This is a genomic window from Gemmatimonadota bacterium (genome assembly GCA_016209965.1).
In the GTDB taxonomy this organism is placed as follows: domain Bacteria; phylum Gemmatimonadota; class Gemmatimonadetes; order Longimicrobiales; family RSA9; genus JACQVE01.
This window is the reverse complement of record JACQVE010000215.1, coordinates 1-8,333: the sequence shown is the minus strand read 5'-3', so window position 1 is coordinate 8,333 and position 8,333 is coordinate 1. Positions and strand designations below refer to the sequence as shown.

Genomic DNA, 8,333 nt, shown 5'->3' with positions numbered 1-8,333 from the left:
GTAGAGCACCAGCCACTCCGCCTCGCTGGCCTCCGCGCCGGTGAGTAGCGCCTCCGTCTTGCCGAAGTTGCGCCGGTGGCTGACCACGCGGAAGCGGTCCCAGCCGCGAGCCGCGGCCGCGGCCGCGGCCGCCGTGCCATCCGTTGTGCCGTCGTCCACCAGGATGACGTCACCCTGCAGGTCGAAACGCTGGAAGACGGAACGGAGCTCGCGCACCAGGTCAGGCATGTTCTCGGCTTCGTTGTAGGCGGGGATGATGACGGCAAAGTTGCGCCGCGCCGCTTCCGAGAGGGCGGGGAGTGCGGACGCCGCTGGTGCGCTGCTGTGCATGCTCTTACCGCGTCCGTTTATGGCGGGGGCGGGGCGCTCGGAGGAGCACTGGCGCGGCTACACCCGCTTGCGCATGCGGGCCGACAGGATACCCAACTGATCGCGGTACTTGGCCACTGTGCGGCGCGCGATCTGGATCCCTTCTTCCTTCAGGATATTCACGATCGCCTGATCCGTGAGCGGGCGCCGCGACTCCTCGTCGTCCACCAGCTTCTGGATCTTGGCCTTGATGCCGCGGGCGCTCACGTCCTCGCCCGAGGCCGTCGAGAGCCCACTGGAAAAGAAGAATTTGAGCGGCAGCACGCCGCGCGGCGTCTGCACGAATTTCTCGTTAGTCACGCGCGAGACGGTCGATTCGTGCATAGCAATCACCTCGGCCACTTCCCGCAGCGTCAGCGGCTTCAGGTATTGCACCCCTTTCTCGAAGAACTCGCGCTGCCGGTCCACGATGAAGTTCATCACCTTGAGCATCGTCTGGCGCCGCTGCTCGATGGCCTGGATCATCCAGTTGGCGCTGTTCAGCTTGTTCGAGATGAACTCCTTGTTCTCGCCTTTGAACTTGCTCTTGTCCCGCGCAATCTCGCGGTAGGCGCGCGACAGCTTGAGACGCGGCAGCGTCGTGTCGTTCAGGAAGACCAGGTACTCGCCATCGATCTTCTCCACTACCAGGTCGGGGATGATGTAGTTGTCGGATGGCGCGGCGTACTTGAGGCCGGGCTTCGGGTCCAACTTCGCGACCTCGTCGGCCGCCGCCTGCACATCGCGCGGCGTGATCGAGAGCTCCTTCGAGGTCTCGGACCAGCGGTGGTTGATGAGCTGGTCGAAGTAGTCGCGGACAATGCGGTAGGCGAGGGTGTCCTCCTTTTCCGCATCCCGGAGCTGAAGCAGCAAGCACTCGCGCAGGTCTCGGGCGCCGATGCCGGGCGGCTCGAAGCCCTGCACGACGCGCAGCATCTCCTCGGCCTCGGCCATGCTGAAGGCCTCGAGGCTCTCACCCTCCTCGGCCCAGGCGCTCCCCTCCTCCTGCAGCCACACGTTGAGCGCCGTGACGACCTCGCACAGCCCACAGGTGAGATAGCCGTCATCATCGATGTTGCCGATAATCTCCTCGCCCAGCAGCATCTGCCGGGGCGAAAGCCGCATGAGCACGAGCTGGTCACGCAGGTGATCGGAGAGGTCCCGCGTGTCGACCGGCACCGGTTCGTAGTACTCCTTTTCCTCGTACTCGGCCCGGCGCCCACCCGTGTCGAAGCCTTCGAGCAGGATCTCCTCCCAGTCGATCTCCTCCTTTTCCTGCTCCTTTTCCTTCTCTTTCTGCTTGTCCGGCACCGCCTCCTCTTCGGGCGAGACCGCGGGCTCCTCGAGATCCAGGAACGGGTTGTTCAACAGCTCCTGCTTGAGGTGCTGCTGCAGATCGAGGAGCGGCATATAGAGCAGATCCATTGCCTGATACAGGCGCGGATTGATCTTCAGCTCCTGCTTGAGCTGCGTGCCCTGATACAGTCCCGTCCTAATGCTCATGCTTCCTTCGGCGGCCGGTAGCGCTCGCGCATCCGCGCCGTGAGTGTGGGACCAAAGTAGATCTCCGCGACCTCGTCGTTCCAGACCAGTTCCGCCACCGTACCCGAAACCCGCACACGGCCATCATACATGATGTACGCCCGATCCACGATGTCCAGTGTCTGCTCGACGTTGTGATCGGTGATGATTACCCCGATCCCACGGTGGCGCAACCCGGCCACGATCTGCTGGATATCGTGCACGGCGATGGGATCCACCCCGGCAAAGGGCTCGTCCAGCAGCATGAATTTCGGGTCACTGACCAGCGCGCGCGTGATCTCGAGGCGACGCCGCTCGCCGCCGGACAGGGAATAAGCCCTGGCGCTCCGCAGGTGCTTGATCGTGAGCTCGTCGAGCAACGCCTCGAGCCGCGCCTCACACTCCGCCCTCTCGAGCCCCAACGTTTCCAGGATGGCGAGGATGTTCTCCTCGACTGTCAGCCTGCGGAACACGGAGGGCTCCTGCGCCAGATAGCCGATCCCCCGGCGTGCGCGCTGGTACATGGGCACACTGGCCAGGTCGTGGCCGTCCAGGAAGACTTTCCCGTGGTCCGGCGAGATCAGCCCGACGATCATGTAGAAGGTCGTCGTCTTCCCGGCCCCGTTCGGGCCCAGCAACCCGACGATCTCTCCCTGGGACACGTCCAGGTCCACCTCATTCACGACCTTGCGCCGTCGATAGACCTTGATAAGGCTCCGTGCCCGCAGCACGCTGCCCGGCGCGGCGCGCCGGCCGTTCCCATCGCTGACGGGCGCGGCCCTGTGCAGGGCCTGGTCAAGCAAGTTTCTTACCGCGGCTTCGAGCTCGGCCACAACGCTGGCGCGCTCGGTTGCGAGCTCGGCCCAGAGGTCCGCTGTCAGCCGCAGTTGCTCCCACGCCGGCCCTTCTGGCTCGCTGCGGGCGATGCCGCGGCTGGCCAGCGCTGCCACGGCGTGCTCTTCGAGGTAGCGGCCCAGCTCCTCGGGTGCGACTTCATCGGCGCCGCTCGACTCGGCTCCGCCGATCGAGCCGGGCCCCAGACGACGGTACGCGGCCCGCAGCGCGGCCAGCCATTCGCCGCGCTCGAGCGCCCCCTCGTCATCCGCTCTGCGCACCAGCTCGAGCAGTGCCAGTGCGACGGAGGCGTCGTGCGGGGCGAGCTGCGCCACATACCGAGTCAGGCCTTCCCGATCCATCATCGCCTGGGCGGCCCCGCCACGACCGGCCGGGTCGGCTGCACATGCATCCCGTGCACCGGCCCTTCCGCCTGTACCTCATGGACTTCACCCTTGCGGAAGACGAGCGTGATCCGGCTCGCGATCATGTAGTTCAGGCCGGAGCTCGGGCTACCCTGCGGTCCCGACTCCCGCAGCCGGTAGACTGACCTGGCCCGCCCTTTCCCGCCGATAGCCACCAGGCGCTCGAGCTCACGCTCCGGGCGTTCCGCTCGCTTAAGCGAATCGGCCGCGCTCCCGGAAAACGCCTTGCTGGGCGCCCGGCCGCGGCCGAACCTGCTGCTATCCGTCGCGGCCTCCGCAAATTCGGCGACAATCGTGTCGCCCTGGATCCAGTCACGGGCCACCACATCTGGGAGGTCCGCCAGTTCGGATTCGGCGGGCGCATCGAGCCGCTCGCCGTGGGCGCCGCCCACGGCCACGACCCGCTCGAGCCGGCGCCGCGGCGCGATCGCCTCGACGGAGTCCGCGGTGAGCTGAAAGTCGCTGGCCACCACCATGGGCCGGGGATCCTGCTCCCGGCCAGTCGCACGCCCCGCGGCAACGACCGCCGCCTCCCGGCCGCTCTGATCCCGCCGCGGATCCTGCGCCCTACTGCGGGTCGAGTGTCCCTCGGCCTGCGGCTCGCGCCGGGCGACCAGCCGCTCGATCTCTCCCTCCAGCAGGAAGATCTGCAGTTCCGGCGCTGCGACCCGCAGCTCCTCGCTCAGCAACACGACTTCGCCTTTCCCGATCACGCGCCGCAGCCGGTCGGCTTCCAGCTCCGCATCGATCTCCCCACCGCTCAGCTCGTAATCCGCGCCTGTGATCCGCGCATCGCCCAGGAGTTCCAGGCGGTCGCGCGACTGATCGAAATGCGCTTCATGGGCAAAGCCGCGCATCTCGCCACGGCGCAGCTCGACACGCCCCCAGGCACGGAACTCCCGCTCGCCCAGGATCTCCATGCGATCGGCGTCCACTTCGAGCGGCAGAGCGGCGGAATCCGGAGCCGCTGCAGCAGCGGCTTCGGCCACTTGCTCTGGCGGCGGCCCCGCACCAGCCGCGGATGCCGCGGCGTCGAGGCGCGGCCTGCCGCTGGCTGAATGCAGGACGGCGTGCGGCCGACCTTCGACCGTGGCGCGCGGCTCCTCGCCGGCGACGCTCGCTCGCTCGTAGAACAGCAAGGCTCCCGTGACAACGGAGCCGCTGCGACGGTCAGTCAGGACCACGCTGCCCCGGGCTTCCACCATTCCTCGCCGCCCCTCGTAGTTCACCCAGTCGGCCGTCAGGCTCTTGAGCGAGTCACTGTAGAAGGCGTGTCCCACCAGGTGCAGCTCGCCGGACGCCCGGTAGTTGACCGCGCTGTCCGCCCGGATCACCACGCCGCCCGTGCAATCGAACTCCGCCGGGCCACGAATCACGGCCATCTCGATGCCGCCCACGACCTGCTTGATGAGCTCCTGCGGCTGGCCGCGCAGGTCACACCCCTGCCCTTGCGCGCCCAGGTACCCGGGCGCGAGTAAGAGCAGCGCGAAGGCGGCGGCCGTCCTCATCAGAACTCGATCCTCAGGCCTTCCACGCGCCCCGTCGGCCGCCGTACCCGCACGTTCCTGAGCTGTCCGTCCGAGGTGAAACCCTGCCCCCGGATCACCGTGCCTGCATCCTGCAGAGTGGTGGCCACATCGCTCCAGATGCGGTCCGTCTGCGGATCGAAATGGAGCTCCTCCGTCTCGATACGCTTCTGCCCCTGCCGCGCGACGAGCACCACGTTGCCGCGCGCCGTCATGGCCTCCGTGCGTATGTCGAGCTCGCCCGCCGCGGCCGTCAGGTCCGCCGCCTCGCGTCCCAGCTCGTTGAACAGCGTCAGGTGAACGCGCCTCGCGTCAATCCGTGCCGAGTCTTCGTGGACGTACGCCGTGTCGGCCCGCAGCACGGCGCGCCGGACGCCTTGCGCCGTGGAAAAGTGGGTCAGCCCGTAAATCACCTGGTCGCTCGGCATACCCGCGAGGTTGTCTTCCGCCAAGGGATCGGCGCCCCCGCCGGCGCACGCGGCGAGCGCGCAGCTCACCCCCAGACCGAGACCGTACAAGCAGCGGATCCCAGCGCTCATACGGCGCCCGCCCGCATCAGATCGTGCAGGTGAACAATTCCCAGGAGCCGCCGCTCCCCATCCGCCACAGGCATGGCCATGATGCCGTGCTTCTCCATCTCGTAGACCGCCGCCGCGCCCAGGACGTCGGGGCCCGTGAGCTTCGGGTCCCGATTCATGACCGTCGAGACCGGCACGTCGAAAAAGCTCTGCTCCCGCTCCATCAGCCGGGTAAGGTCTCCCGCCGTCACTACGCCGACGACGCGCCTGCCCTCGTCCACGATCGGCACCGTGCCCCGCCGCTCCGCCAGCAGCACCACGCACTCCCGCATGCTCGCGGACATCCCCAGACAGGGGTAGTCCTCTGTCACCATCACATCCCGCACGCGCAAGGCCAGCTTGCGGCCCAGCGCACCGCCCGGGTGCAGCCGGGCGAAGTCCTCGCGCGTGAACCCCCGGTGCACGAGCAGCGCGACGGCCAGCGCGTCGCCCAGCGCCATGGCTGCGGCTGTGGACGTGGTGGGCGTTAGATCGAAGGGGCACGCCTCCTCGTCGACGGAGCAGTCCAGCACCACGGTCGCGCCGCGGCTGAGCGCGGAATCCAGGCGACCCGTAAGTGCAATCATTGCTACACCTTGGCGGCTCAGGAATTCCACCAGCCCGGCCAGCTCCTCCAACGCGCCGCTCTTCGAGATCAGGACGGCCACATCGCCGCGTGATACAATGCCCAGGTCGCCGTGCAAGCCTTCCACGGGGTGCAGGAAGAGGGCGGGCGTGCCGGTGGAAGTGAGGGTGGCCGCGAGCTTGCGGCCTACAATGCCGCTCTTGCCGATCCCGCTGACGATGACCCGGCCGTTGGCGCTGGCGATAAGCTCGACAGCGCGGAGGAACGGCTCGCCGAGTCGATTTTCGAGCGCGGCGACCGCGCTCGCCTCGGCACGGACGACGCCCCGTGCGTGGGCCAGCAGGTCATCGCCCCGATTCATCGCCTTCCCGACCCTGGTAGTATTCGGCGAGCAGCCGGCGCCACTCGCCGCGGGCCTGCAGCAGCACTTCGGCGAACTCGCGGACCGCACCCGTGCCGCCCGGCCGCTGGGTCACCCAGTGTGCCAGCGCCCGCACCTCGGCGGTGGCGTTGGCCACGGCCACCGGCAGTCCTACCCTGCGCAGCACGGGCACATCGGCCAGGTCATCGGCCAGGAACGCGATCTCGTGCCAGTCGAGCCCGTGTCGCTGGCAGAGCGCTTCGAGGACGGGCAGCTTGCGGGCAGCCGCGTCCTCGACGCACTCGACGCCCAGCTCCCGAGCGCGTGCCCGGCTGGCCGCCGATTCGCGGCCGCTCACCAGCACCACCTGCACGCCTGCACGCGCCAGCATCTTGACTGCGAGTCCGTCCGTGATGTCGAAGCGCTTGAGCTCGACAGCCTGTCCCTGTGCTGCCCCACCCATGTAGATGCCCCCATCCGTCAGCACGCCATCCACGTCCAGGACCACCATGCGGATCCGTCGCGCCAGATCGGGCGGCAGTCGCTCAGGCACGCAGGGGCGCTCCTGCCGCCTGCCAGGCCGCGCCGGCCAGGGCCGACCTGAGCGCCAGCACCTGCTCGATTAAGGGCCTGAGCGCCGCGAGTGGGAGCATGTTCCGGCCATCGGAAGGCGCCCGCTCCGGTGCGGGGTGCACTTCGAGGAACAACCCGTCGGCACCGGCGGCGACGGCCGCCCGAACCAGTAAAGACGAAAAGCGCCCGTCGCCGCCGGTACGCCCCTCGTCCCGACCCGGCCGCTGCACGGAATGCGTGCCGTCGAAGAGCACCGGCGCGCCGCCCGCAATCGCGCGCAGCCGGTCGAACGATCGCATGTCGACCACCAGGTCGCCGTAGCCGAAGAACGTGCCCCGCTCCGTGAGGACGACTGCCTGGCAGCCGGCCTGGCGCGCTTTGGCCACCGCCCCGGCCATTCCTTCCGGCGCCAGCCACTGCCCCTTCTTCAGATTCAGCGGCCGCCCGGTCGCGGCCGCCGCGGCGATCAGGTCCGTCTGCCGGCAGAGAAACGCCGGAATCTGCAGGGCATCACAGACTTCCGCGGCGGGCGCGGCCTGCCCGGCCTCGTGCACGTCCGTGAGCACGGGGAGCCCACTCTCCCGCCGCACCCACTCGAGCTGCTCCAGCCCCCGCTCGAGGCCCGGCCCCCGCGGAGAATCGGGGTGGCTGCGGTTCGCCTTGTCAAAGGACGCCTTGAAGATGACGGGCAGGGAGAGCTCGGCCGCCAGCTCCGCCAGTGCCCGGGCCACGGCCAGGTTCAGCTCGTCGTCCTCCAGCACGCAGGGCCCCGCGATGAGGAAGAAGGGCGCACCGGCCTGGAACAGATCTGCGACGCTGCCGCTCAATCCGCCACCTCAACGGGTTCGAAGCGGGGCGCCGGGCGCCCTGCGCCGGCATCGCGATGCTCCATGGCGGCGCGCACGAAGGCCGCGAACAGCGGGTGTGGCCGCGTGGGCCGCGACTTCAGCTCGGGGTGGAACTGACACCCTAAGAACCAGGGGTGCTCTGGCAGCTCGAGGATCTCCACTAGGATGCCGTCCGGCGAGAGGCCGCTGAAGCGCAATCCGTACTCCGCCAGCAGGTCGCGGTAGGCATTGTTCACCTCGTAGCGGTGCCGGTGGCGTTCGCTGATCTCGAGCGCACCATAGATCTGGTGCGCCCGCGAGCCCGGCCGCAGCCGGCAGGGGTACGCACCCAGGCGCATCGTGCCGCCCAGCTCGGTCAACTGCCGTTGCGAGTCCATGAGGCAGATCACCGGGTCGGCCGTTTCCCGGTGGAACTCGGAGGAGTGCGAGCGCTCGAGGCCGCAAACGTTTCGAGCGTACTCGATGACCGCGCACTGCAGCCCCAGGCAGATGCCGAAGAACGGCAGCTCGTTGTTGCGCGCCCACTGGATCGCTTCCAGCATTCCCTCGACGCCGCGCACGCCGAAACCGCCAGGGATCAGCAGCCCGTCGTAGTGCGCCAGGCGCTCGACGCCCTTGCCCTCCTCGAAGTCCTCACTCAGCAGCCATTCGATCGCGACCCCGACGTCGTTCGCGATGCCGCCGTGGATGAGCGCCTCGTTGACGGACTTGTAGGCATCCACCAGAGCCGTGTACTTCCCCACCACGGCAATCC

At 68.4% G+C, this 8,333-nt stretch carries 9 protein-coding genes; all 9 read right to left on the bottom strand.

Translation table 11 applies throughout. The features are described 5' to 3' along the window. Positions 1 to 330 (bottom strand): glycosyltransferase (locus tag HY703_08645; GenBank protein MBI4545249.1); only part of this gene is annotated, 330 nt, incomplete at its 3' end. Positions 331 to 387: 57 nt separating this feature from the next. Then, the gene (gene rpoN, locus HY703_08640) at positions 388 to 1,851 is read right to left on the bottom strand and encodes an RNA polymerase factor sigma-54 (protein ID MBI4545248.1); all 1,464 of its coding nucleotides are present in this window, start codon (positions 1,849 to 1,851) and stop codon (positions 388 to 390) included. Further along, the gene (gene lptB, locus HY703_08635) at positions 1,848 to 3,065 is read right to left on the bottom strand and encodes an LPS export ABC transporter ATP-binding protein (GenBank protein MBI4545247.1); all 1,218 of its coding nucleotides are present in this window, start codon (positions 3,063 to 3,065) and stop codon (positions 1,848 to 1,850) included. The genes rpoN and lptB overlap by 4 nt, the downstream gene beginning before the upstream one ends. Then, positions 3,065 to 4,636, bottom strand: a complete 1,572-nt coding sequence (locus HY703_08630) for a hypothetical protein (protein MBI4545246.1) — start codon at positions 4,634 to 4,636, stop codon at positions 3,065 to 3,067. The genes lptB and HY703_08630 overlap by 1 nt, the downstream gene beginning before the upstream one ends. After that, on the bottom strand, positions 4,636 to 5,193 hold the full coding sequence (gene lptC, locus HY703_08625) for an LPS export ABC transporter periplasmic protein LptC (GenBank protein ID MBI4545245.1): 558 nt from the start codon (positions 5,191 to 5,193) through the stop codon (positions 4,636 to 4,638). The genes HY703_08630 and lptC overlap by 1 nt, the downstream gene beginning before the upstream one ends. Next, positions 5,190 to 6,158: a KpsF/GutQ family sugar-phosphate isomerase gene (locus HY703_08620; GenBank protein ID MBI4545244.1), complete on the bottom strand. Its 969-nt coding sequence runs from the start codon at positions 6,156 to 6,158 to the stop codon at positions 5,190 to 5,192. The genes lptC and HY703_08620 overlap by 4 nt, the downstream gene beginning before the upstream one ends. Next, the gene (locus HY703_08615; protein MBI4545243.1) at positions 6,142 to 6,711 is read right to left on the bottom strand and encodes an HAD hydrolase family protein; all 570 of its coding nucleotides are present in this window, start codon (positions 6,709 to 6,711) and stop codon (positions 6,142 to 6,144) included. The genes HY703_08620 and HY703_08615 overlap by 17 nt, the downstream gene beginning before the upstream one ends. Further along, positions 6,704 to 7,558, bottom strand: coding sequence for a 3-deoxy-8-phosphooctulonate synthase (kdsA, locus tag HY703_08610; GenBank protein MBI4545242.1), 855 nt, complete (start codon positions 7,556 to 7,558; stop codon positions 6,704 to 6,706). Before kdsA ends, HY703_08615 begins: the two co-directional genes overlap by 8 nt. Continuing rightward, the coding region (locus tag HY703_08605) for a CTP synthase (GenBank protein MBI4545241.1) at positions 7,555 to 8,333 on the bottom strand (779 nt) is incomplete at its 5' end. The genes HY703_08605 and kdsA, both read right to left, overlap by 4 nt.